Genomic DNA, 21,412 nt, shown 5'->3' with positions numbered 1-21,412 from the left:
TGTCCGTGCCGTTCATGCCGTGGGTGTCATCCATGTCGTCGTCCACGCCGTTCGCGCCGTCCGTGCGGCCCGTGTCGGGCATCGAGATCTCAGAGCTTGCTTTCAAGCCCATCGAGCACCTTCCTCAGCAAGTCCATATCGGCGCGCTCGGCCACCCGGATGGGCGGGCGCGCCACGATGTGCCCCCAGTCGATGAGATCGGCGAGCAGCACCTGCACCACGGCCGGTGGCTGGCCGAGGTGAGCGGCGACCTCCGCCACCGACAGCAGCCCCTGACAGCAGCGGACGATCCGCCGGTACTCGGGCTGGAGAGTCGGCGGCAGCGCGCTCTCGGAGGTCTTCACCAGCGTCTCCAGCGGCAGAGCATCCGTTGAGGAACCCGCGCGCCCCCGCGTGATCACGTATGGGCGCACCGCGGCCGTGGTCCGTTCCTCCCCGGGCTCGGTCATGGTGTGCTGATCTGCTCCCGCGGCAGGCTGTTCAGATGGGCGCCGATTCTCGCCACCAGCACCTGCATCTGCTGGGCCACCAGGCCGACATCCGCCTCCGTGCCGGTGGCCACCCCCAGCGAGGCGCCCTGCCCGGCCGAGGTGAACAGCACGAATCCGCCGTCCGACTCGATCATCAGCTGTCTCACCCCCGCCTCCTCGCCGAACAGCAGCGACACCGTGGACTGGCTGGTCACCGTCAGCGCCGCGCAGGCCGCGGCCAGCGATTCGGCCTCGGCTACGCCCAGTTCGGGGACCTCTCCCGTCAGTCCCTCGGCGGAGCCGTGCCCCATGCGCAGACCGTCCTCCGAGACGACGACGGCGTGCCGCACCCCCGGAATCTGGGTCAAAGGACGCAGCATCCATCCAACGTCGGGCAGCCTGGATATGGTTCCGGCCATCAGCGGCCTCCTTCTCGGTCCTCTTCTCGGTCCTCGTGCTCTTCCGGGTTCCGGTCCGGGTTCCGGTCCCGGTTCCGGTCGTGATGAGGAACGCGTACCCGGCCATGGCCTCCGCCCTCGGTGTCCGTGGCCCCGGTGTCCGCGTCCATGGCCTCGGCCCGCCCGCGGCGGGTGCCGGACACCACGCTCGCGATGGAGGCCCGGGCGGCTTCGGGCGTCCACGGATCGGCGTCCGCCGCGGTGTCACCCTCCATGGGCGGGGCGTCGACACCTACGTCGACACCTACGTCGACACGTACGTCGGCGCTGCTCGGGGCGGCCGTGCGCGGGGTCGTACGCCGCCGGCTGCGGCGCTGCGGGAGGCCGCCGGCCGCCGGAGCGGGGGTGCCCCCGGCCGTGGCCGGGTCCCCGCCGGCAGGCTCCGCGGTCACCGGCCCCGGCTCGATGACCACCGGCTCGGCGTCCGCCTCCGGGGCGCTGTCCAGCGGCTCGGTCAGCAGCCGGTGCGGTACGAAGACCACGACCCGGGTCCCGCCGTACGCCGAGGCGGTCGACAGTTCGACGCCGAAGCCCAGCTCCCGCGACCAGCGCCCCACACAGGCGAGCCCCAGTCGTGGGACCGCTCCCAACTGGGCCAGATCCAGCCCCTCGCGGAGCTGCCCGGTGGCCTGTTCCAGGACATCCGGCGGCATCCCGAGCCCCGCGTCGTCGATCTCGATGACCGCGCCCGCCGCCACCTCCCGGACGGAGACGGCCACCTGCGTGCGGGACGGGGAGAACACCGTCGCGTTCTCCAGCAGCTCGGCCACCGCGTGCATCAGCCCCTCGACGGCCGGTGCCACCGCGTACAGCGTCTGCCCGCCGTGCACCTCCACCCGCCCGAACTCCACGATCCGCGACTGGGCGCCGCGCACGCAGTCGAAGAGCGTCACCGGCCGGGTCTCCCGCCGCGCGGGCCAGATCCCGCACATCACCAGCAGGGTCTGCGCCTTGCGGGTCATCTGGGCGGCGGCGTGGTCGGCCTTCATCACCTCGGCCATCAGCCGGGCGTCCGCCACATGCTGCTCCAGACCGTCGAGCACCTGCTGCTGGACGGTCGACATGGCGTGCATGTTCCGGGCGACGGATTCGAACGACGCCTGCACGGAGTCGCGCAGCATCCGCTCCCGGCGGGCCGCCTCGTCCAGCTCGGCCCGTACGACCGCCAGCCGGGCGATCTCCTCGGCGCGCTCGGCGGCACGCGCCCGCTCCCGCTCGGCGGTGGCGCGCTCCTGATCGGCGACGGCCCGTTCCCGCTCCGCCGCCGCCCGGACCCCGGTGAGGGATCTGCGCAGTCTGGAGACCCACAGCAGCCCCAGGAACAACACCAGCACCACAGTGATGGACAAGGCCACGATGACGGCCACCGTCCCCGACAGCACCTTTGACACCTCCATCCGGGACACGGCCATGAACCGGGCAGATACTACTCATCAACTGATCAGTTGCGTCTGGTAGTTGCCAAACTCTCACCCGTGACGGATCACGCCTTCACAGCGGCCCGAACATGCGGTAGGCGCGCCCGCCTCCGGGCCCGGCCGAACCCGCCCCATAGGCTCCTGGTCATGCCTGACATACCGCTGATGACGTTGCTCCTGCTCTGTCTGGCCGCCGGGGCGGCGGGCTGGATCGACGCCGTGGTGGGCGGCGGCGGACTGCTGCTGCTCCCCGCCCTGCTGGTCGGGCTGCCGGGCTTCCCGCCCACGTACATCCTCGGCACCAACAAGGCGATCGCCATCTGCGGTACGACGGGCGCCGCAGTCACGTACGCCCGCAAGGCCCCGGTGGACGTCCGGATCGCCGTACGCATCGGCATCGCGGCCGCCATCGGCTCCCTCGCCGGTGCGTCCCTCGCCTCCGGCATCGACGGCGCCGTGCTGCGCCCCCTCATCATGGTCGTCCTGCTGGCGGTCCTCGCGTTCGTCCTGCTCCGCCCCGCCTTCGGCACCGGCCCCGCCCTGACCGGCCCGCTCTCCCGCCACCGCGTCCTCGCCGCGGTGCTGGGCGCGGGCCTCGGCATTGGCTTCTACGACGGCCTGATCGGCCCGGGCACCGGCACCTTCCTGGTCATCGCGCTGGCCGCGACGCTGGGCATGGACCTGGTCACCTCCTCGGCCACCGCCAAGGTCGTCAACGTCTGCACCAACCTGGGCGCCCTGCTCACCTTCGGCTCCCAGGGCACCGTGCTGTGGCGCCTGGCCGCGCTCCTGGCCTGCTTCAACCTGGCGGGCGGCATGGTGGGCGCGCGCATGGCCCTGAAGCGGGGGAGCGGCTTCGTGCGCGGGGTGCTGGTGGTGGTCGTGGTCTCGCTGGTGGTCAAGCTGGGCTACGACCAGTGGCTGTCCTGACCGCGGCACCACCTGGGTCGCCTATCTGGCCGTGGGCGTGGAGGCGGTCCCCCTCTCGGCCGGGGTGATCCTCTGCCTCGCCTTCGCCGTGCTGCTGGCCCTGCTCCACCGCGCCTTCTGGCGGGCCGCCGTGGCCATGTCCGCCGCCGCAGGGTATCGAGATGCCGGACCCCGGCTGAGGGCGCTTCGGGGAACCCCCTGCCGACGGCGGAAGTTCACGAGGCATGGCTTTCATCCACAAGACCACCATGAGCCCCACCAAGCTGGAGCTGCTGGCGCCCTGGCTTCCGGACCAGCCGTGGTACGTCGGCGCGGGCCGCGCGCCGGAGCTTTCCAGGGTCGGGGGCTTCCGGCTCGACGACCCGCAGGGCGAGGTGGGGATCGAGTTCATGGTGGTCCGGGACGACTCCGGGGAGCGGCCCGTCTGGTACCACCTGCCGCTCAGCTACCGCGGCGCGCCGCTCGACGGCGCCGAACAGGCCCTCATCGGCACCTCGGAGCACGGGGTGCTGGGGCAGCGGTGGGTGTACGACGGCACCCATGACCCGGTCCTCGTCGCCCAGTTGGCCGCCCTCCTCCAGGGCCGCGCCGAGCCGCAGATGCAGAGCGAGTCCGACACCCCCGATCCCTCCGTCACGGTCCGGGCGGCCGACGTCCCGGACGCGGTCGGCGCCGCGTCCGTCACCAACGGGCCGGACGGCACCCGCCTCGCCGTGGGGCAGCTGACCTTCGACGTGACACGCGTCCTCGACCCGGCCCGGCAGGCGCCCGAGGCGCGGGGACATGTCACCGCCACCTGGCGGCTGTCGGACGGTGGCGAGAGCCGCGGCCTGTTCGCCGTGACGGTGGACTGACGCTCGGCGCCCCAGCGGTTCCAGCACCCGTACCGCCCCCGCCCGCACGCCCGAGCGCGCCCGCGACCGGATCACCGTCTCCGACGGGCGTCACTACTCCCTGAACGGTCCCTTGTCGCCGAACGCCGCGTCGGCGAAGCGTTCGCCGATGCGGCGGTGGGTGGCCGCGTCCGGGTGCAGCTGGTCGGGCAGCGGCAGCTCGGCGAAGTCGGCCTCGCCGTAGAGGTCGCGACCGTCGAGGTAGTGCAGATGAGGGTCGTCGGCCGCCCGCTGCCCCACGATGCGGGCCAGTTCGTCCCGTATGACGGCGAGCGTGAGCTTCCCGGCGGCGCGCTCCGCGGGGTCGCCCGTGGCCCGGAACTGGAGCCTCCCCTCGCTGAGGCGGGAGAAGTCCGGGGCGCACGGGCCGGGGGTGTCCTCGTGGATGGGGCAGTAGACGGCGGAGACGACCAGCAGCGGCGCGGTGGGGTGCCCCTCGCGGAGGGTGTCGAGGAAGCCGTGCACCGCCGGGCCGAACGCGCGCAGCCGCATCAGATCGGCGTTGACCAGATTGATGCCGATCTTGACGCTGATCAGATCCGCCGGAGTGTCCCGCATCGCGCGGGCGGTGAACGGATCGAGCAGCGCGCCGCCGCCCAGGCCCAGGTTGATCAGCTCCACGCCGCCGCGCGAGGCGGCCAGCGCGGGCCAGGTCGTGCTGGGGCTCTCGGCGTCGGACCCATGGCTGAGCGAACTGCCGTGGTGCAGCCACACCCTGCGGCCCCCTTCCGGCACGGTCTCGACGGCGGCGTCCGTGCGCAGGGCGATCAGCTCGGTGATCTCGTTGTACGGCAGCCAGATCTCGACGTCCTTCATGCGGTCGGGCAGCCCGGAGAACCGTACGGTGCCGGCCGGGCCCGGCGCGGTTTCCACCGCCCCGGTGGTCATGTCCATCGTCCGGACGTTGCCGCCGGTCACGCTGGACCGCGCCGCCAGGCGGCCGTCCACCAGCAGGTCGTACACCCCGTCGGGGCGGGGCGGGGCGCCCTGGTAGGCGTTCTTGGTGCGGAGCGCGTCCAGTTCGACGGTCGTCGCCCGGGTACGGAACACCAGCCGCACGCCGGACGGCTGGGCCTCCGCCATGGCCAACTGCCCGTCGGCGCACTGCGCGCGGGCCCGGGCGGGCAGCCGGTGCGGCAGCACTCCGTGCGCGGTGCGCTCCAGGTCGAGGGCGCCACGCAGGAGCTCCGCGGTGATGGGGGTGGTCGTCATCTCAGTCTGTCGCTGGGGCATAAGCGATTATGTATTTGCCTAATGACTTTAGGCAAATGAGCAGACGGCGGTGAACCTCAAATCTCCCTCTGAACTGGCGTGATCACGGTTCGTCACCTCGCTGCCTGAACAAAACTTACGATAAGGAAGCAGTTGGGGTGGAAGGGGGCATTCCGATGAGGCTCATTTTCCGGCGCACCGCCGATCCCGTGCCGCGGACGCTGGATCTCTACGACGTCGCCTATCTGGCCGGCGGGCCGCGGCGCATGATGGAAGTCGCCCTCGTCAGCCTGCATGAGCGCGGCATCGTGCGGATCCGCGGTTCCCGTGTGCACACCCTGGATGGAGCCGGTGACCCTGACAGCCACCCCTTCGAGCACACGGTGACCGAGCTGTGCCGATACGTCTCCCTGCGCACGCGACACCTGCTGGAAACCATCGAGGCCGGGCCCGAAGTGGAGGAGATCGAACGCCGCATGATCTCCTGCGACCTGCTCACCCCCAGGCGCCTGCGCCTCACCCGTGCGGGCAAGTGGCATCTGGAGTCGGCCGAGCGGAGCGGCGCGTTCCCCGCGCACGTCTTCGAGGGTCCCGCTGCCCTGCCGGCGGGTGCGCTGCGCCGTAACGTCAGCGAGGCGAGCCCGTCGGGCCCCGGCCTCACCCGCCGTCTGCTCCACCTGGGCGGGGCCCTCGACTCGGACAACGACGGGACCGTGGACTTCGGCGGTGGCCACTACTCCTGCGGTGGCGGCCACCACTCCTGCGGTGGCGGTGGCGGTGGCGGCAGCGACTGAAGTAGGTAGGGGTGCTCAGGTGTGCGGCGTATGCGCCCTGACATGATCGAGGCGTGAAGGCCACGGGGAAACGTTGGACGCATCTCGCCCTGTATCTGGGGCTGGTGTGGGCGGCCGGGGCACTGGTGGTGCCGCGCGCCTACCGCATCGGCTTCGGACGCGGGCTCGGACTCGACGTCGACCGGCTGCCCGCGGTCGCGATCGGCGCGGCCGCCATGGTCAGCGTGCTCGCGGTCGGCGTGGCCCCGGTGGGCCATGTGGTGAGGCCGTGCCGTACGGCCGGTGGGCGGCTCGGCTGGGCCATGGCGGTGTTCCTCGGCGGCACGGTCGGACTCGCGGCCGGGATCGGCGCCTGGCGCTCCGGCGCGCTGCAGGTGGGCGGCCCCGCGCAGCGCGCCGCGCTGTGCGGGGTGCCGTACGCGCTGGTGGCGGCGCTGTTCATCGCCGGGGTGACGGTCCGTCTGGTCTCGGGTGTGGCGGTGCTCGGGGTGGTGGCGTACGGCACGGCCGTCACGCACAAGTCCCAGCAGGAGAAGGAGATGCGGGGCCTGATGTCCGGCACCTCCCTGGCCCGCCAGGAGCTGCTGCTGCCCGACTCGCCCGCCGGATACCGCGTGGACGAGGGCAACGGGAACCTGACGGCCCACGGCTTCCGCGTCCACTACCTCCCGTACGTCCCGAGCGCCGCCGACGTGGCGTTCATGGTCACCCGCCTGAGCCACGACACTAAACGGGACGGCGACGGCATCACCGAGACGACCCGCCACCTCGGAGGCGGGACCGTCGAGATCATCCTGTCGGCGCACCGCGACGGGATGCGGATCACGGTGACCGCGTACGGCACGGGCGACCCGGCCGACCGCGACGAGCTGCGACGCATGCTCCACACCGCCCGCCCGGCGAGCGACGCCGAGATCCTCCGCGCCCTACGCCGCCCGGCGGCCTAGCGGTCCTCCCCGGGCTCGGTGGGGGTCAGGCGGAGGAGGAGCGCCGTGGGGGTGTGGGGCAGTGAGACGGTGAGTTCGGCGCGGTCCGCGCCCCAGGTCGCTGCCGAGGTGGCGGCCGGGTGGAGGTGTTCGATGCGGAGGGTGCGGCCCGCCAAGTGGGGGAGTGGCAGGGTCCGTTCGGGCGTCTCGTCGCCCCGGTGCCAGACCGCCACGTACGTCCGGTCGCCATCGGCGCGCAGCCCCAGCGCCACCCACGGGTCCGTCCAGCCCGGCAGCCCCAGCGGCCAGAAGGGGACGGCCGAGGGCAGGTCGGGGCGCACCTGCCGGTACGCGGCGAGGGCATCGCGTACGAGGTCCAGTTGGGCCGGTGTCATCCGGTCGAGGTGGCCCGAGAGATGGACGCGGCCCAGCAGCGCACCGGCCAGCGTGAAGCGGATCTCGTCGTCGGTGAAGCCGGGCTGCGGGTACGCCCACACCGCGCCCTGCTCCGGCGGCACCGCGGTCGGCGCGGCGGCGGCGATGGGCGGGTAGCGGAGCGGGTCCTGCTGGTCGCTGGTGGACTGGAGCTGGGCGAGGGCGAGCGAGGAGCCGTCCATGCGCAGGCCGCCCGAGGCGCAGTTCTCGATGACGAGGGCGGGGTGGCGGTCGAGCACGGCGGCCAGCCAGCGCTGATAGGCGCGGGCGTGGGCGAGCAGGCCCGCGCCGGGGGCGGCGTGGCCACGCACCGGATCCCAGTCCGTGCCCGGGGCGATGCTGATGTTGTAGTCGAGCTTGAGGTAGCCGACGCCGCAGTCGCCGACGAGCCGGTCGATGGTGGTGTCGAGGTGGCGGCGCGCGGCGGGGTGGCGCAGGTCGAGGTGGTGGCGGCCGTTTTCGGTGAGGCGTACGCCGTCGCGCTGGAAGAAGGCGTCGTCCGGCAGGGCGGCGGCCACGGGGCTGCGGACACCGACGACTTCGGGCTCCAGCCACAGCCCCGGGACCATACCGAGAGCGTGGATGCGGTCGAGGACGAGCTGAAACCCGCCGGGGAAGCGGCGGGTGGAGGGCTGCCAGGCGCCGACGCCGTCCCACCAGGCGCCGGTGTCGTCGTACCAGCCCGCGTCGATGCAGAAGTACTCGGCTCCGGCCCGGGCGGCGGCCTCGATCAGGGGCAGCAGCCGCTCGGTGGTGGGGTCGCCCATCAGGGTGTTCATGTAGTCGTTGAACACGACGGGCAGGGCGGTGTGGTCGGGATGCGGACGCCGGACGGCCCGGCGGTACGCGGTGAGATGGCCCATGGCCGCGTCGAAACCGCCCCGGTCGGCGAGCGCGAGGGCGGCCGGGACGGTGGTGAACGAGGCGCCGGGTTCGAGCCGCATACGCCACTGGTGCTCGGCGTCGGCCGGGCCGCCGAGCGCGACGTACGTCCCATGGGCCCGCTCCCCGGCCTCCCACCGCCACCCCACCGGCGACTCCACCTGCCAGAGCCAGGCCCGGCCGGTGGCGCGCTCGGTCAGGGCGCCCATCGGCAGATGGCCGTCGGTGGGCCAGCTGCCGACGCTGCTGAGGACGAGGGCGGCGCGGCTGTCGTGGCCGTGGGCGTCCCGCGACACGTCCACGATCCGGTCGCGCAGCGGTACGGCGGCCCAACGGCACTCGGCCAGCCACTCGTTGTGCGCCCAGTGCACGTCGAGCGCGTCGGGGGAGGGGAGGCCGCCGAGGACGAGGCTGGGGACGGCCTGGACGACGAGCGGATCCGTGCCCTCGTTGGTCAGCCGCACCTCGGAGCGCAGCACCGGCAGGCCGTCGGGGGAGGAGAAGCGGACCTCGGCGGTGAGTCCGGAGCCGGGGTCGTGGAGGTCGAGGGTCAGCCGGTGCCAGCCGCTGCCTCCGCCGCCCCCGCCACCTCCGTCGCCCCCGCCGTCGTCGTCCGTCTCGGCGCGGTGGCCGCGGTAGCGCAGCCGCGCGCCGAGTGCTGTCTCGATGCCCCGCTGCCCCGACCAGTCGCTGCCGTGGCCGAGCGCCAGCACCTCCACAACGGGCGGCGGGGCGGCGTCGGTCGGCGAGGCGGGGGTGTCGGCTGGCGGTGGGGCGTCGGCTGGCGGCGGGGCGCTGCCCGGCGGGCCCAGCCGCAGCAGCCGCACCACCCCGTCCGGCCCGGTCGCGAACACGGCCGCGAGCGCCGTATGGCCCCATGTGAACGTCTTCCGCACGCCCGCCCCTTGTCGTCTGCCGCCGCTTGCCGCGTCCCTTGACGGCCCCTGTGTGACCGGTCACAATCCTGGCGTGCATGTGACCGGTCACACAAGAGGCCCCAAGCGGCCCGGCATCCGCGATGTCGCCACCGCCGCGGGCGTCTCGTACCAGACCGTCTCCCGGGTGATCAACGACCATCCGAGCGTCAAACCCGCCACCCGCGAACGCGTCCTCGCCGCGATCCAGGCCCTCGGCTTCCGCCGCAGCGCCACCGCGCTCGCCCTGGCCAGCGGGCGCACCCGGTCGGTCACCGTGCTGACCGCCAACACCACGCACTACGGCTACGCCGCCACCCTCCAGGGCATCGAGGAGGCCGCCCGCGCCGCCGGTTACACCGTCGCCATCGGCGTCCTGGAGTCCGACACCGTGGCCGACGTCCGGGCCGAGGTGCGGCGGGCCGCCGACACCGGCGGCGGGCTGATCGTGATGGCGTACGACACCGCCGGGGTCCGGGCCCTGGCCGCCGTACCCGCCGAACTCCCGGTCGTGGGCGTGGTCGAGACCCCCACCCGGCCGCCCGCCGAACACCGCCCCTGGGTGTGGACGGACGACCGCGCGGCGGCCCGCACCGCCACCCGCCATCTGCTGGACCTCGGCCACGAGACGGTGCACTACGTCGCCATCCCCTCCAGCACCCGCCGCACCGGCCAGCGCACCGCGGGCTGGCGGGACGCGCTGCGCGCGGCCGGGGCGCCGGAGCCGCGGCCGCTGTCCGGGAGCTGGGATCCGGCCGGGGGCTACGGGGCGGGGCGGCGGCTGGCCCGCGACCCGTCCGTCACCGCGATCCTGTGCGGCAACGACGACCTCGCGCTCGGGGTGATCCGGGCGCTGCACGAGGCGGGCCGGGCGATCCCGGACGAGGTGAGCGTGGCCGGTTTCGACGACGCCCCGCACTCCGCGTTCCTCACGCCCTCCCTGACGACCGTACGGCTCGACTTCACGGGCCTGGGCCGGGCCGCCTTCGGCCGGTTGTACGGCCTGGTCGAGGAGGCCGAACCGGTCGCGCCGCGCCCCGTCTCCGTACCGCTGCTGATCGTCCGCGAAAGCTCCGGCCCACCGCCGGATCCGTCACCGCCGAACCCACCCTCGGAGGTTCCCCGCGCATGAGCAGGTCCAGCAGATCCGGCAGATACGTCCGACACCGGATACGCACAGCCGCCACCGCCACCGCCCTCGCCGCCGCGCTCCTCACGGCGGCCGTCCCCGCCGAAGCCGAAAGCCCGGCGGCCGCCCCGAAGGCCACGAAGGCCGCCCAGTCCGTCTCCGTCGACCTCGCCGCCCCCGAGGGCCCCGTCCTGCACGGCGCCAACGGGTCGCTGTACGGGCTGAGCGACGACGGCGTGCCGACCGACGCCGCCCTCGCGCCGCTGAAGCTCACCACCGTCACCCAGAAGCCGGAGGGCGGCGCCCAGCACCCGAACGGCGACGCCGTCACCGTCTCCAAGCCGTATCTCCGCAACGGCGGCGGCGACGTCCTGGTGATGATGCAGGACATCTACGCGAAGTGGCCGTACGAGGACCTGGGCATCGACGACTACCTCACCAAGGTCGACAAGGTCGTCCGCGACATAGCCGACGCCCCCAACAGCGAGCACTTCGTCTACGTCCCGTTCAACGAGCCCGACCAGATCTGGTACAAGCTCGGCGTCGCCGACCAGGCCACGTACGAGAAGAACCGCGACCGCTTCTTCCGCGACTGGAAGACCGTCCACGACCGCATCCGCGCCATCGACCCGGACGCCCGTATCGCGGGCCCCAACGAGTCCTCGTACCACTCCCGCCTGATGGGCGACTTCCTGACCTGGGCGAAGCGGGAGAAGGTGCTGCCCGAGGTCACCACCTGGCATGAGCTGGGGCCGGACTCCCTGCGCGACTTCCAGAGCCACTACGACGACTACCGCGCCCTGGAGAAGCGCGCGGGGATCACACCGCGTCCGATCAACATCGACGAGTACGCCAACCGCCGCGATTTGTCCGTCCCCGGCCAACTGGTCCAGTGGGTCTCCCTGTTCGAGCGCAACAAGGTCTACGCCGACCAGGCGTACTGGGACGCCGCGGGCAACCTCTCCGGCAGCGTCGCCCAAGCCAACATCCCCAACGGCGCGTGGTGGTTCTTCCGCTGGTACGCCACCATGACCGGCCGGACCGTCAAGGTCACCCCGCCCACCCCCGACACCGTCGACACCCTCCAGGGCCTGGCCTCCTACGACACCGCCAAGCGTCAGGCGCAGGTGCTGGTCGGCGGGGCGGCGGGCGACGCGAACGTGACGATCGGCCACGTCGACCCGAAGGTCTTCGGCCGCCAGGTCACCGCCGCCGTCTCGGAGGCCGCCTGGTCCGGCTACGAGGGCGCGCACGCCGCCCCCCGCACCCTGGCCCGGACGAAGCTGACCGTCCGCCCGGACGGCTCGGTGACCGTGCCGCTCACCGGCATGGACCGTATGTCCGCGTACCGGATCGTGCTCACCCCGGCGGGCAGCGGCACCCCGCAGCCCGCGGAGGTGTCGTGGCACGCGGCGTACGAGGCGGAGGACGCGGCGATCACCGGGGGCAAGGTCTACACCCAGGGCACTGTCGCCAACGCCAACGGCTACGCCGCCTCCGGCACCAAGGACGTCGGCTCTCTCAGCCAGGACACCAGCAAGGTGGCCTTCACCGTGGACGTCCCCCGCACCGGGGACTACGACCTCTCCGTCCTCTACGGCAACCAGAGCGGCGGCCCGGCCACCCAGCGGCTCACGGTCGACGGCGGCGCGGCCCGCACCGTCGCCTACCCCTCCACCGAGAACTGGACCTACCGCGGCCTCAAGACCCTCCCGGTCCGCCTGTCCGCGGGCCGCCACGTCATCGCCCTGGCCCATGACACCGCCGAGGTGACCCTCGACCGCGTCGACCTCACGGCCGCCATGAAGCCGTCCACCGCGTACGAGGCCACGCTCGCCGACACCACCGGCAGCCCCTCGTACGACTATGCCTCGGCGACCGGAACCGGCACCGGCTCCCTCGTTCTCGGCGCCCGGGACAGCGCGGTCTTCGACGTCTACGCCCCCCGCGAGGGCTACTACGCGGTGACCCCGCGCGCGACTGGGGGCCCGCTGAAGCTCACCGCGCACGGGGCGGCCACGACCACCTCCCGGCGGCTCTACCTGACCGCCGGAAACAACCGCGTCACCGCCGCCCCGGCCGGAGCGGTGCCCGTCCGGCTGCGCTCCCTGGACGTCACGGGCGCGGGCGACGACACGGCGGGCGTGCGCGGATACGAGGCGGAGAGCGGCACCCTGTCCGGCGCCGCGAAGCCCGAGTCCGGCGCGCACGCCTCGGGCGGCGCTTACGTCGGCTGGCTCGGCAATGGCGTGTCCAACACCGCCACCCTCACCGTCCGGGCCCCGGCCGCGGGGCGGTACCTGATGGCGGTCCGCTACGCGAACAACGAGCGGCGCGACAACGGCCACGCGTACAACACCGACATCGTCTCGCGCGGCGCGGACATCACGGTCGGCCAGGGCAAGCCCCGGCGCGTGATGTTCAAGAACACCTGGGGCTGGGACGACTACTGGACCCTGGCCGTCCCCGTCGACCTCGCCAAGGGCACCAACACGGTCACCTTCGCCAACCCGGGCGCGTACGCCCCCAACCTCGACCGGATCGACCTGGCCCCGGTCATCGGCTGACGCCGTTCGCACGATGGCCCCGGTGCGACGTGCACCGCACCGGGGCCCGAACACCGCTCCGGTGCCGACGCGGTACGGCACCGGGGCGGTGGCCCTCAGGCGGTCGCCGCGTCCTCGGTGGGGGTGGGGCAGCCCACGGTGGCGGTCACGGCGGTCAGCAGCACCACCGAGTCCTCCAGCGCGAGCATCCCGTGCCGCTCATGCGGAACGCGCTCCACCTGCCCGGCGATGAGATCCGTGCGCACCCCGCTCCCGGTCAGCCGCACATGGCCGTGCAGCACGTGCAGGCTGGCCGCAGGGGGAGCGTTGTGCTCGTCCAGCTCGCAGCCGGAGACCATCGCGATCACGCTCTGCCGCAGCGGCCCGTCATGCAGGAACAGATGCGCGCTGCGCCCGTGCGGATCGGCCTTCGCCTGGTCCAGATGGTGGCGCGCGAGCGCGGTGAGGTCATCCATGAGTGCCCCTCGATCGGCCTGATCTGATGGTCGCCGGGTTCCCTCAATCGTCACCGGCTAGCGTGATGCGCGCCAGTCCGCACCCCGCGACACCCCGCGACATCGAGAGAGGCAACCGTGGCCGACTACCTGACCGTCCTGACGACCACCGACACCCCCGAGAAGGCGGAGGCGCTGGCGCGCGGCGCCGTGGAAGCCCGGCTGGCGGCCTGCGCGCAGATCAGCCAGCCGGTGACCTCCGTCTACCGATGGCAGGACACCATCGAGACCGCCGCCGAGTGGCAGGTGCTCTTCAAGACGACGGCCGCGCGCTACGAGGAGCTGGAGGCGCACCTCCGCGAGGCGCACGACTACGAGACGCCGGAAGTGATCGCGACGCCGATCACGCGGGGCAGCGAGGACTATCTGGCGTGGGTGGTGGCGGAAACGACGATCAACTGACAGATACCACTATCTGTCACCCGTCATCCAGTATCCGTCACCCGCTATCCACTACCTGTCCACCGTCAACGCCTCGCTGATACCCCGCTCCCGGGGCCCCAGGAAGTGCGGATCGGGCCGGAACGTGGCGTCGAGCACCGCCTTGCTCGCCGCCACGGTCTCCCGCAGCCCGCCGAAGCCCCACGTCGCGTCGTGCGGCTCGGCCACCGCGACCCCGTACGCGTCGATCCCCGCCGCCCCGCACAGCGCCACCGCCCGGCGGATATGGAACCCCTGGCTCACCAGCACCGCCCGGTGCACCCCGAATACCCGCCGGGCCCGGCTGCACGAGTCCCAGGTGTCGAAGCCCGCGTAATCGCTCACGATGCGCCGGTCCGGCACGCCCCGCTTCACCAGATAGGCACGCATCGCGTTCGGCTCGTCGTAGTCGTCGCGGCTGTTGTCCCCGGTGACCAGCAGCGCCCGTACCTTCCCGTCCCGGTACAGCGCGACGGCCGCGTCCAGCCGGTGCGCCAGATACGGCGACGGCTCCCCGTCCCACAGCCCGGCCCCGAACACCACCGCGACCGGCGCCGACGGCACGTCCCCGGCCCCCGCCCGCACCCGCCCGTCGGTGCTCACCCACAGCCAGGTCGCGGGCAGCAGCGCCAGCACGCTGACGAGCACGCCCACCTGAAACGCCCGCCGCCACCCACCCCGCGTCCGCGGCAACCTCAGGCCGCCCATCGCCGCGCCTATCCGCCGTCCCCCGAGCATGCCCCGCCGTTCCTTCCGTCCGCGACCCTCGCCAGCACTGACGTCACGGAGGCGGGAGCGGTTGCCTCATCCGGCCCAGGTGACGCGGACCACCGCGATCAGCTGTTGACTGGGCACAGGCAGGAAGTACAGCAGGCCCATATCGAGGAAGGCCAGGTTGCGCAGCATGTGCCCGGCGCCTACTTCGGCGGCGTCACGGCCCAGAACGGCCAGCTCATGGGCGAGCCGTTCCACCTCGGTGACGACATGCGGCGGAAGGCCACCGACGACATGTTCCGCGTCCGGGTCGTACTCCCACCTCCATACGTCGCTCACGCACCGATCTCCTCGCCCGCGACCCGCAGGATGCGGCTGACTTCGCTGGCTGCGGCGCGGGCCTCGTCCGCGTCGGCCCGGGGGTCGGCTGCCAGTTCCTCGCATGCGTGGAAGCGGGCGGCGCGCCGCGGCCAGCGCTCGATGTTGACGAGGGTTCCCCAGTGCGTCGTGAACGCCCGCAGTGGGCCGACGCTACTGGTGCGCTGAGCGCTTGTCGCCGCGTTCGCCAAGTGCTCGTTCAACTCGGGAAGACGACTGGGCACGATCTGTGCGACCGCGGCCCGAAGTGCGTCCGGGGTCAGGGGTGGCATGGGGATCAACGGGCCGCTCGCCTCTGTCGGCTGACTGCTCACGGTGACCTCCTGTGTCCCTGAGTGCGCTCCCGACGCGAGCCTACCGCTCAGGCACGGGTCGCCGCCCCGTTAGTCTGTGAGACTTCCCCGTCAGCGAAACCAGCAGGTGATCCCAGCCGTGCCGCCGCTCCCCAAAGCCGAACTCCACCTCCACATCGAGGGCACCCTGGAGCCCGATCTCGCCTTCGCGCTCGCCGAGCGCAACGGCATCGAGCTGCCCTACGCCACCCAGGACGAGCTGCGCGCCGCGTACTCCTTCACCGACCTGCAGGACTTCCTCAACCTCTACTACGCGCTGATGGCGGTCCTGCGCACCGAGGACGACTTCGCCGACCTCACCAACGCCTACCTCGCCCGCGCCCGCGAGCAGGGCGTCCGGCACGCCGAGATCTTCTTCGACCCGCAGGCGCACACCGCCCGCGGTGTCGACATCGGCACCGTCATCCGCGGCCTCACCCGCGCCCTCGACGCAGCCCCGCGCACCCACGGCATCACCACCCGCCTGATCATGTGCTTCCTGCGGGACGAGACCGCCGAATCGGCCCTGGCGACCTTCGAATCCGCCCGCCCCTACCTCGACCGGATCACCGCCGTCGGCCTCGACTCGGCCGAGGTCGGCCACCCGCCGTCCAAGTTCCGCGAGGTGTACGCGCTGGCCCGGGAGGCCGGGCTGAAGTGCGTCGCGCACGCGGGCGAGGAGGGGCCGCCCGCGTACGTCTGGGAGGCGCTGGACATCCTCGGCGTCGACCGCGTCGACCACGGCGTCCGCTGCCTGGAGGACGACACCCTGGTGGCCCGGCTGGTCGCCGACCAGGTCCCGCTGACCGTCTGCCCCCTCTCCAACGTCCGCCTCCGCGTCGTCGACCACCTCGCCGACCACCCCCTCCCCGCGATGCTGGACGCCGGTCTGCTGGTGACCGTCAACTCCGACGACCCCTCCTACTTCGGCGGCTACGCGGAGGACAACTTCACCGCCGTACGGGACGCCCTCGGCCTCGACCGGGCGACGCTGCGCACTCTGGCCCGCAACTCCTTCCTGGCCTCCTTCCTGGACGAGGAGACACGTGCCGCGTACCTGAAGGAACTCGACGCGTCTTGACCTCAACCTTGGTTCAACTTCTACGTTCGTCGCCATGGAGTACTCACACAGCGACACCGAACTGATCCGCCAGCCCATCGGCTACTGGAGCTGGGCCGCCTCCAAGTCCGTCGTCACCTACATCCGCGAAGGGCTGTCGGAATTCGGCCTCAGCCAGCCCCAGTGGTGGACGCTGAACCAGGTCCACGACGGCGGCGAGGACGGCCGCACCCGCGACGAGGTGCGGGCCGTCCTCCAGGGCTACCTGGACGTGGGCGCCGCCCTGGATCCCGAGATCGACGCCCTCCTGGACCGCGGCCTGCTGACCACCACCGCCGACCGCCTCCACCTGACCCCCGAGGGCCACACCCTCCACGCCCGAGCGGCGGACCACCAGCTGGTGATGCGGAAGCGCATCCACGACGGCATCCCCGAAGAGGACTACGTCGCCACCCTCAAGGTCCTCCAGCGCATGATCCACAACACCCACGGCCAAGCCTGGCACCACTGACCCGAACAGACCGCACCCCCACCCAGCGCCGGCCTCCGGGCGAGCCGGGCCGACGCCGCGAGGGGGCGGGGCGCTCCCACCCCCGCCCGGCACCCGGTCTCCGGGCGGGCCGGAACGGAACCGGGCCCGGGGTCACCGGCGGGGTGCCGCTGGACGTCGCGAGGGGGCGGGGCGCGCCCACCCCCGCCCGGCACCTGGCGTCCGGGCGGGCCGGAACGGAACCGGGTCCGGGGTCACCGGCGGGGCGCCGCTGAACGCCGCGAGGGGGCGGGGGCGCTCCCACCCCCGCCCGGCACCTGGCGTCCGGGCGAGCCGGAACGGACCGGGGCCCGGGGGCACCGGTGGGGAGCCGCTGCTCGGCGGGAGGGGGCGGGGGTGCAGGGGTGGGGTCCTGGACGCTGTCGTGTATTTGTGGCGCCGATCGCCCCGCGTTCACGTCACGCTCTACGTCGGCGGCGCCGTAAATATACGGTCCAGGGCCCTGCCCCGGAGGCGCCGCACCTGGCACCCACCACCCCAGCGACCGCGCCCCCACCGACCACCCGCACCTGGCACCCACCACCCCAGCGACCGCGCCCCCACCGACCACCCGCACCTGGCACCCACCACCCCAGCGACCGCGCCCCCACCAACCACCCGCACCTGACACCCACCAACAACCCGCACCCACCTCAGCCCGCCCCACCCCCCACCGTGAAGTCGGCGCAATCACCCGTCACAGCCGCGCAACGGCGGCGCAATACGCCCCTGCCACAGTCACGTCATGACAGCGTTGCTCCGCCCCCTCCCCGCCAGCCTCCCCACCGGCGCGCGTCCCCCGACGCTGGTCGCCGTGGCGCACGGCAGCCGGGACCCGGCGGCGCTGCGCACCGTGACGGCGCTCGTGAACGCGGTCAGGGCCCTGCGGCCCGACGTGCCCGTACGGCTCGGGCACATCGAGCTGAACCGACCGCTGCTCACCGACACCCTCGCGGCACTCCGCGGCGAAGCCGTCCTCGTACCGCTGCTGCTCGGCCGCGGCTACCACGTCAAGGAGGACCTTCCGGCGGCAGCCGCGCAGGCGGCCCACCTCACCACGCGCGTCGCCGCACCCCTCGGCCCCCACCCGCTGCTCGCCGAGGCACTGCACGCCCGCCTGAAGGAGGCCGCCCGGCGGCACCGAGGCGCGCACCACCGAACCCCGCACCACCCCCGCGCCGTCGTCCTCGCCGCCGCCGGTTCCCGCGACCCCGACGCGGCCGTCGACACCACCGCGACCGCCAACCTGCTCAGCGCCCGGCTCGGCGGCATACCGGTCGTCCCGGCCTACGCTTCCGCCACCGCACCCACCGTGGCCGACGCTGTACGCACCCTCACCCCACACCACCGCCACCACCACGACATCGCCGTGGCCTCGTACTTCACCGCCCCCGGCCGCTTCGCGACCCAGTGCGCGGACGCCGCTCCCGGCGTCGCGGCGGCCCCGCTCGGCGCGCACCCGGCCGTCGCCCGGCTGGTGCTCCACCGCTACGAACAGGCCCTCGCCGCTGCTCCACTGTCCTACCGGGCGGTTACTGTCGGTGTATGAGCCGCAGAGCAGGTCGTACGACAGATCGCACCGCAGACCGAGCCCGCACCGCGGACCGCACCGCGGACCGCACCGCCACACCCACGACCCCCGGCTATGACGCGGCGGACCTGGAGCGCTGGGTCCAGGAGCCCGACAAGCGGCCGGGCCGGACGGCGTTCCAGCGGGACCGGGCCCGGGTGCTGCACTCCGCCGCGCTGCGCCGACTGGCCGGAAAGACACAGGTCGTCCCCGCTGCACCGGCCGCCGATCTCGGCCCCGCCGCCCGCACCCCGGCCTGGGACGCCACACCCCGTACGCGCCTGACCCACTCCCTCGAGTGCGCCCAGGTGGGCCGTGAGCTGGGGGCCGCCCTCGGCTGCGATCCGGACCTGGTGGAGATGGCCTGCCTCGCCCATGACCTAGGCCACCCGCCCTTCGGCCACAACGGCGAACAGGCTCTCAACGAGGTGGCCCGCGACTGCGGCGGCTTCGAGGGGAACGCCCAGTCGCTGCGCCTGCTGGCCCGGCTCGAACCGAAGCGGTTCGTCCCCGACGCGGAGACCGGTGAGCCGGTCAGCGTCGGCCTCAACCTCACTCGGGCGGCCCTGGACGCGGCCACCAAATACCCCTGGCCGCGCGGCGGTCACCCCAGCGACCCCGGCTCGCCGAAGTTCGGGGTGTACGAGGACGATCTCCCGGTCTTCGCCTGGTTCCGGCGCGGCGCGCCCGACCAGCGCACCCCGTTCGAGGCCCAGGTCATGGACTGGGCGGACGACGTGGCGTATTCGGTGCACGACGTCGAGGACGGCCTGCACGCGGGCCATCTCGACCCGAACAGCCTGCTCGCCGAGCCCGAGCGGCGCGAGGTGTTCGCGGTCGCCGCCGCCCGCTACGCGCCGGGCGCGGAGACGGAGGAGCTGGCCGAGGCGCTGGACCGGCTGCTCGACCAGGAGTGGTGGCCGCACGGCTACGACGGCACGTCCGTCGCCCAAGCCCGCCTCAAGGACGCCACGAGCCAGCTGATCGGCCGGTTCTGCCTCGCCGCGGAGGCCGCCACCCGGGCGGCGTACGGTACGGGCCGGTTCACCCGCTACCGCGCCGAGCTGGTGGTGCCGCGCCCGGCCCGGCTGGAGTGCGCGGTGCTGAAGGCGGTCGCGGACCGTTACGTCATCCAGCGCGCCGACCAGGAGCTGGTCCGCGCCGACCAGCGCGTCGTCATCGCCGAGCTGGGCGAGGCGCTGATCGCCCGCGCGCCCGACGGGCTCGACCCGCAGTTCCGCGCCCTGTTCGACGCGGCCGACGCGGCGGGCGACGAGACGGGGCGGCTGCGCGCGATCGTGGACCAGATCGCCGCCTTGACGGACGCCTCGGCCCGCTCCCTCCATGCCCGCCTCACGGCGCCGCGCTCCGCCCGCCACGTATGACCCCCCCCGCGACCCGTTCCCGCCACTCCGCGCGGCCCCCTTCCCCCGTCCCGCTAGGTGCGGGAGGCTCCCACGAGGCTCCCCATGGCCAAAGCTCCGGCTGATGCGACTGGTCGACGCGACCGGGGTAAAAGCAAACGCAGAGGCACCGCCCGGCAGCGAGGAGGAAACAAGTGGTCGACGCACACCAGACGTTCGTCATCGTCGGAGGGGGGCTGGCCGGGGCGAAAGCCGCGGAAGCCCTTCGTTCGGAGGGGTTCACCGGCCGGGTGATCCTGATCTGTGACGAGCGCGACCACCCCTATGAGCGTCCGCCGCTGTCCAAGGGCTTCCTCACCGGCAGCCAGGAGCGCGACAGCGTCTTCGTCCACGAACCCGCCTGGTACGCGCAGGCCGACATCGAGCTCCACCTCGGCCAGCCCGCGACCCACCTGGACCGAGCCGCCAAGGCCGTGACCCTCGGCGACGGCACCCGGATCCACTACGACCGGCTGCTGCTGGCCACCGGCGCCGAGCCGCGCCGACTCGACATCCCGGGCACCGGCCTGGCCGGCGTCCACCACCTGCGCCGCCTCGCCCACGCCGAGCGGCTGAAGGGCGTCCTCACGACTCTCGGCCGGGACAACGGGCAGCTGGTCATCGCGGGCGCGGGCTGGATCGGCCTGGAGGTCGCGGCCGCCGCCCGCGGTTACGGCGCCGAGGTGACGATCGTCGAGCCCGAGTCGACCCCGCTCCACTCCGTCCTCGGCCCCGAACTGGGCGCCCTCTTCGCCGATCTCCACAGCGAGCACGGCGTCCGCTTCCACTTCGGCGCCACGCTCACCGAGATCACCGGCCAGGACGGCATGGTGCTCGCCGCCCTCACCGACGACGGCGAGGAGCACCCCTGCCACAGCGTGCTGGCCGCCATCGGCGCCGCCCCGCGCACCGCGCTCGCGGAGGCCGCCGGGCTGGACGTGGTGGACCGGGCGTCGGGCGGCGGCATCGCGGTCGACGCCGCGCTGCGCACCAGCGACCCGGACATCTTCGCGGCGGGCGACGCCGCCTCCGCCCCGCTCGCCTTCCTCGACGGCACCCCGGTGCGCACCGCCCTCCCGCCCGGCGCCCGGCTGCGCGTCGAGCACTGGGCGAACGCGCTGAACGGCGGCCCGGCCGCGGCCCGCGCCATGCTCGGCCAGGACGTCTCGTACGACCGGGTGCCGTACTTCTTCTCCGATCAGTACGACGTCGGGCTGGAGTACTCCGGCTACGCGCCGCCCGGCTCGTACGACCAGGTCCTGATCCGCGGCGACGTCGGCAAGCGGCAGTTCGTCGCCTTCTGGCTGAGCGACGGCAGGCTGCTGGCGGGCATGAACGTGAACGTGTGGGACGTCACCGGGCCCATCCAGCAGCTCATCCGCACCGGCGCCCAGCCCGATCCGGGCGCCCTCGCCGACCCGTCCGTCCCGCTCGGCTCCCTGCTGCCGTAGCGCCCGCACGCGGGGCTGCGCCGGGGCCCGACC

General features: G+C 73.2%; 21 protein-coding genes. 12 read left to right on the top strand and 9 right to left on the bottom strand.

From position 1 onward, the window contains the following. Positions 1-89: 89 nt before the first annotated feature. Genes ACZ59A_RS04245 through ACZ59A_RS04235 form a run of 3 tightly spaced genes read right to left on the bottom strand, consistent with a single transcriptional unit; the run spans position 90 to position 2,325 of the window. Positions 90-449: a DUF742 domain-containing protein gene (locus ACZ59A_RS04245; RefSeq protein ID WP_468054770.1), complete on the bottom strand. Its 360-nt coding sequence runs from the start codon at positions 447-449 to the stop codon at positions 90-92. After that, on the bottom strand, positions 446-889 hold the full coding sequence (locus tag ACZ59A_RS04240) for a roadblock/LC7 domain-containing protein (RefSeq protein WP_468054768.1): 444 nt from the start codon (positions 887-889) through the stop codon (positions 446-448). The genes ACZ59A_RS04245 and ACZ59A_RS04240 overlap by 4 nt, the downstream gene beginning before the upstream one ends. Continuing rightward, a complete protein-coding gene (locus ACZ59A_RS04235) occupies positions 889-2,325 on the bottom strand; it encodes an ATP-binding protein (RefSeq protein WP_470953264.1) in 1,437 nt (478 codons plus the stop codon). Before ACZ59A_RS04235 ends, ACZ59A_RS04240 begins: the two co-directional genes overlap by 1 nt. A 168-nt stretch (positions 2,326-2,493) precedes the next feature. Between ACZ59A_RS04235 and ACZ59A_RS04230 the strand changes: the two genes are divergently transcribed. Further along, positions 2,494-3,276: a sulfite exporter TauE/SafE family protein gene (locus ACZ59A_RS04230; protein ID WP_470953262.1), complete on the top strand. Its 783-nt coding sequence runs from the start codon at positions 2,494-2,496 to the stop codon at positions 3,274-3,276. 224 nt (positions 3,277-3,500) lie between these two features. Next, on the top strand, positions 3,501-4,130 hold the full coding sequence (locus ACZ59A_RS04225; protein ID WP_470953260.1) for a maltokinase N-terminal cap-like domain-containing protein: 630 nt from the start codon (positions 3,501-3,503) through the stop codon (positions 4,128-4,130). Between the two features lie 93 nt (positions 4,131-4,223). Here the strand turns inward: ACZ59A_RS04225 and ACZ59A_RS04220 are convergent, their stop codons facing one another. Next, positions 4,224-5,381 (bottom strand): GDSL-type esterase/lipase family protein, encoded by a 1,158-nt coding sequence (locus tag ACZ59A_RS04220; protein ID WP_470953258.1) that lies wholly within the window; start codon positions 5,379-5,381, stop codon positions 4,224-4,226. 176 nt (positions 5,382-5,557) lie between these two features. On the opposite strand from ACZ59A_RS04220, the gene ACZ59A_RS04215 reads away from it, so the two are divergent. Continuing rightward, on the top strand, positions 5,558-6,175 hold the full coding sequence (locus tag ACZ59A_RS04215) for a TIGR04222 domain-containing membrane protein (RefSeq protein WP_470953256.1): 618 nt from the start codon (positions 5,558-5,560) through the stop codon (positions 6,173-6,175). Positions 6,176-6,228: 53 nt separating this feature from the next. Beyond that, the gene (locus ACZ59A_RS04210) at positions 6,229-7,122 is read left to right on the top strand and encodes a hypothetical protein (protein WP_470953254.1); all 894 of its coding nucleotides are present in this window, start codon (positions 6,229-6,231) and stop codon (positions 7,120-7,122) included. On the opposite strand, the gene ACZ59A_RS04205 is transcribed toward ACZ59A_RS04210, so the two are convergent. Then, a complete protein-coding gene (locus ACZ59A_RS04205) occupies positions 7,119-9,314 on the bottom strand; it encodes an alpha-galactosidase (protein ID WP_470953252.1) in 2,196 nt (731 codons plus the stop codon). The genes ACZ59A_RS04210 and ACZ59A_RS04205 overlap by 4 nt on opposite strands. A 79-nt stretch (positions 9,315-9,393) precedes the next feature. Here ACZ59A_RS04205 and ACZ59A_RS04200 point away from each other — a divergent pair, with 79 nt between their 5' ends. Beyond that, on the top strand, positions 9,394-10,464 hold the full coding sequence (locus ACZ59A_RS04200) for a LacI family DNA-binding transcriptional regulator (protein WP_470954637.1): 1,071 nt from the start codon (positions 9,394-9,396) through the stop codon (positions 10,462-10,464). After that, on the top strand, positions 10,461-13,028 hold the full coding sequence (locus ACZ59A_RS04195; RefSeq protein WP_470953250.1) for a CBM35 domain-containing protein: 2,568 nt from the start codon (positions 10,461-10,463) through the stop codon (positions 13,026-13,028). The genes ACZ59A_RS04200 and ACZ59A_RS04195 overlap by 4 nt, the downstream gene beginning before the upstream one ends. A gap of 95 nt (positions 13,029-13,123) precedes the next feature. On the opposite strand, the gene ACZ59A_RS04190 is transcribed toward ACZ59A_RS04195, so the two are convergent. Then, on the bottom strand, positions 13,124-13,483 hold the full coding sequence (locus ACZ59A_RS04190; RefSeq protein WP_446461794.1) for a cupin domain-containing protein: 360 nt from the start codon (positions 13,481-13,483) through the stop codon (positions 13,124-13,126). Positions 13,484-13,600: 117 nt separating this feature from the next. On the opposite strand from ACZ59A_RS04190, the gene cutA reads away from it, so the two are divergent. Further along, on the top strand, positions 13,601-13,924 hold the full coding sequence (cutA, locus tag ACZ59A_RS04185; RefSeq protein ID WP_470953247.1) for a divalent-cation tolerance protein CutA: 324 nt from the start codon (positions 13,601-13,603) through the stop codon (positions 13,922-13,924). 51 nt (positions 13,925-13,975) lie between these two features. Here the strand turns inward: cutA and ACZ59A_RS04180 are convergent, their stop codons facing one another. The 3 genes from ACZ59A_RS04180 to ACZ59A_RS04170 all read right to left on the bottom strand — a co-directional run bounded on the left by ACZ59A_RS04180 (position 13,976) and on the right by ACZ59A_RS04170 (position 15,348). Continuing rightward, complete coding sequence (locus ACZ59A_RS04180) at positions 13,976-14,680, bottom strand: SanA/YdcF family protein (protein WP_470953244.1); 705 nt, start codon at positions 14,678-14,680, stop codon at positions 13,976-13,978. Positions 14,681-14,746: 66 nt separating this feature from the next. Next, the gene (locus ACZ59A_RS04175; protein ID WP_470953241.1) at positions 14,747-14,995 is read right to left on the bottom strand and encodes a hypothetical protein; all 249 of its coding nucleotides are present in this window, start codon (positions 14,993-14,995) and stop codon (positions 14,747-14,749) included. Beyond that, positions 14,992-15,348: a hypothetical protein gene (locus tag ACZ59A_RS04170; RefSeq protein WP_470953238.1), complete on the bottom strand. Its 357-nt coding sequence runs from the start codon at positions 15,346-15,348 to the stop codon at positions 14,992-14,994. Before ACZ59A_RS04170 ends, ACZ59A_RS04175 begins: the two co-directional genes overlap by 4 nt. Positions 15,349-15,466: 118 nt before the next feature. Here ACZ59A_RS04170 and ACZ59A_RS04165 point away from each other — a divergent pair, with 118 nt between their 5' ends. The 5 genes from ACZ59A_RS04165 to ACZ59A_RS04145 all read left to right on the top strand — a co-directional run bounded on the left by ACZ59A_RS04165 (position 15,467) and on the right by ACZ59A_RS04145 (position 21,379). Beyond that, positions 15,467-16,447: an adenosine deaminase gene (locus ACZ59A_RS04165; RefSeq protein ID WP_468054734.1), complete on the top strand. Its 981-nt coding sequence runs from the start codon at positions 15,467-15,469 to the stop codon at positions 16,445-16,447. A gap of 34 nt (positions 16,448-16,481) precedes the next feature. Beyond that, a complete protein-coding gene (locus ACZ59A_RS04160; protein WP_470953234.1) occupies positions 16,482-16,937 on the top strand; it encodes a MarR family winged helix-turn-helix transcriptional regulator in 456 nt (151 codons plus the stop codon). A 763-nt stretch (positions 16,938-17,700) separates the two neighbouring features. Then, complete coding sequence (locus ACZ59A_RS04155; RefSeq protein WP_470953231.1) at positions 17,701-18,504, top strand: sirohydrochlorin chelatase; 804 nt, start codon at positions 17,701-17,703, stop codon at positions 18,502-18,504. Then, a complete protein-coding gene (locus tag ACZ59A_RS04150) occupies positions 18,501-19,910 on the top strand; it encodes a deoxyguanosinetriphosphate triphosphohydrolase (RefSeq protein ID WP_470953229.1) in 1,410 nt (469 codons plus the stop codon). Before ACZ59A_RS04155 ends, ACZ59A_RS04150 begins: the two co-directional genes overlap by 4 nt. A 173-nt stretch (positions 19,911-20,083) precedes the next feature. Continuing rightward, complete coding sequence (locus tag ACZ59A_RS04145) at positions 20,084-21,379, top strand: NAD(P)/FAD-dependent oxidoreductase (RefSeq protein WP_470953226.1); 1,296 nt, start codon at positions 20,084-20,086, stop codon at positions 21,377-21,379. Positions 21,380-21,412: the final 33 nt, after the last annotated feature.

Source organism: Streptomyces sp. NPDC040405, from assembly GCF_055595765.1.
This window is presented reverse-complemented; position numbering and strand designations above follow the sequence as displayed.

Bases quoted from the DNA above. Each gene is read 5' to 3' on its own strand.
- ACZ59A_RS04230 (WP_470953262.1), top strand. From the start codon at position 2,494: ATGCCTGACATACCGCTGATGACGTTGCTCCTGCTCTGTCTGGCCGCC.
- ACZ59A_RS04190 (WP_446461794.1), bottom strand. From the start codon at position 13,483: ATGGATGACCTCACCGCGCTCGCGCGCCACCATCTGGACCAGGCGAAG.
- ACZ59A_RS04225 (WP_470953260.1), top strand. From the start codon at position 3,501: ATGGCTTTCATCCACAAGACCACCATGAGCCCCACCAAGCTGGAGCTG.
- ACZ59A_RS04240 (WP_468054768.1), bottom strand. From the start codon at position 889: ATGGCCGGAACCATATCCAGGCTGCCCGACGTTGGATGGATGCTGCGT.
- ACZ59A_RS04180 (WP_470953244.1), bottom strand. From the start codon at position 14,680: ATGCTCGGGGGACGGCGGATAGGCGCGGCGATGGGCGGCCTGAGGTTG.
- ACZ59A_RS04245 (WP_468054770.1), bottom strand. From the start codon at position 449: ATGACCGAGCCCGGGGAGGAACGGACCACGGCCGCGGTGCGCCCATAC.
- ACZ59A_RS04195 (WP_470953250.1), top strand. From the start codon at position 10,461: ATGAGCAGGTCCAGCAGATCCGGCAGATACGTCCGACACCGGATACGC.
- ACZ59A_RS04160 (WP_470953234.1), top strand. From the start codon at position 16,482: ATGGAGTACTCACACAGCGACACCGAACTGATCCGCCAGCCCATCGGC.
- ACZ59A_RS04235 (WP_470953264.1), bottom strand. From the start codon at position 2,325: ATGGAGGTGTCAAAGGTGCTGTCGGGGACGGTGGCCGTCATCGTGGCC.
- ACZ59A_RS04215 (WP_470953256.1), top strand. From the start codon at position 5,558: ATGAGGCTCATTTTCCGGCGCACCGCCGATCCCGTGCCGCGGACGCTG.
- ACZ59A_RS04220 (WP_470953258.1), bottom strand. From the start codon at position 5,381: ATGACGACCACCCCCATCACCGCGGAGCTCCTGCGTGGCGCCCTCGAC.
- ACZ59A_RS04155 (WP_470953231.1), top strand. From the start codon at position 17,701: ATGACAGCGTTGCTCCGCCCCCTCCCCGCCAGCCTCCCCACCGGCGCG.
- ACZ59A_RS04150 (WP_470953229.1), top strand. From the start codon at position 18,501: ATGAGCCGCAGAGCAGGTCGTACGACAGATCGCACCGCAGACCGAGCC.